The following is a 1,468-nucleotide window of genomic DNA, read 5'->3' as shown; positions in this document are numbered from 1 at the left end:
CGACGGACTGGTCGAACGTCGCAGCGAACTGATCGACACTGGCATCGAGCGCCTCGCCGACGCCGTGCAGTCGGGGCCAGCCGAGGCGTTGTGCGGCCGGGCGCCGTCCATCTGGGACACCTTCTCGGCGACCCCCGGAAAGGTCGACAACGGCGACACCGGCGCGGTGGCGTGCGACCACTACCACCGGTGGCCGGAGGACCTGGCGCTGGCGCGTCGACTCGGCGTGGACGCGTACCGGTTCTCGGTGGCCTGGCCCCGGGTCATGCCCGACGGCGTCGGCCGGGTCAACGCCGCCGGACTGGACTTCTACGACCGGCTCGTCGACACCTTGCTCACCGACGGGATCCGACCGTTCGTCACGCTCTACCACTGGGATCTGCCGCAGGTCCTCCAGGACCGGGGTGGTTGGCCGGAGCGCGCCACCGCCGAGGCGTTCGCCGACTACGCGGCGGTGGTGGCCGCCCGCCTCGGTGACCGGGTCGCCGACTGGTGCACCGTCAACGAGCCGCTCTGCGTGTGCTGGATCGGGCACCTGGAGGGCAACATGGCCCCCGGCGAGCGGGACCTCACGCGGGCGGTGCACGCCTCGCACCACGTGCTGCTCGGGCACGGCCTGGCCACCCAGGCGATCCGCGCCAACGCCGCCCGGCCGGCCTCGGTGGGTCTGGTGGTCAATCTCAGCCCGATCGAGGCGGCGACCGACCGACCCGAGGACGTGGCGGCGGCCCGCCGGGCGGACGGGCACGTCAACAGGTGGTGGTTGGACCCGGTCCACGGGCGTGGCTACCCGGCCGACATGATCGCCACCTACGGGGTCGAGCCGCCGGTACGCGGCGACGACCTGGCGGTGATCGCCACGCCGACGGACTTCCTCGGGGTGAACTACTACTTCCGTCAGCTGGTGGTCGACGACCCGACCGGCGCGGCCCCGTACGCCCGGCAGGTGCCGGTGCCCGGCTCGGTGGAGACCGCGATGGGCTGGGAGATGTACCCGGCGGGCCTGGAGCGGCTGCTCGTCGACGTGCACGAGGAGTACCGGCCGGGCCGGATCATCGTCACCGAGAGCGGCTCGGCGTGGCCGGACGAGATCACCCCGGACGGCACCGTGGAGGACAAGGAACGCACCGACCACCTGGAGCAGCACCTGGCCGCGTGCGCGGCGGCGGTGGCCCGAGGGGTTCCCCTGGACGGCTACTTCGTCTGGTCACTGCTTGACAACTTCGAGTGGGCGTACGGCTACGACAAGCGATTCGGGCTGGTGCACGTCGACTACGCCACCCAGCGCCGGACGGTTAAGGCCAGCGGTCTGCGCTACGCCGAGTTGATCCGCGCCCACCAGCAGCTCGCCCGCACCACCGGCACCGCGACGCCGGTGGCCTGAACGGGGGCGGTGCGAGCGGCCGCCCGGGGTCCGCTGGAATATCTGCTCCCGGCGATCGAGGCGCGCGAGGCTGAGCTCACCGCG

1 protein-coding gene is annotated in these 1,468 nt (G+C 72.5%); it reads left to right on the top strand.

The window, feature by feature from the left end; genetic code table 11:
- The first annotated feature begins 7 nt into the window (after positions 1 to 7).
- Positions 8 to 1,384, top strand: coding sequence for a GH1 family beta-glucosidase (locus AB0C20_RS36130; RefSeq protein ID WP_357569712.1), 1,377 nt, complete (start codon positions 8 to 10; stop codon positions 1,382 to 1,384).
- The last annotated feature ends 84 nt before the right edge of the window (positions 1,385 to 1,468 follow it).

The organism is Micromonospora sp. NPDC048843 (assembly GCF_040649965.1).
Taxonomy (GTDB): domain Bacteria; phylum Actinomycetota; class Actinomycetes; order Mycobacteriales; family Micromonosporaceae; genus Micromonospora; species Micromonospora hortensis.
Note: the sequence above shows the minus strand (reverse complement) of the source record. Positions and strands in the feature narration are given on the sequence as shown.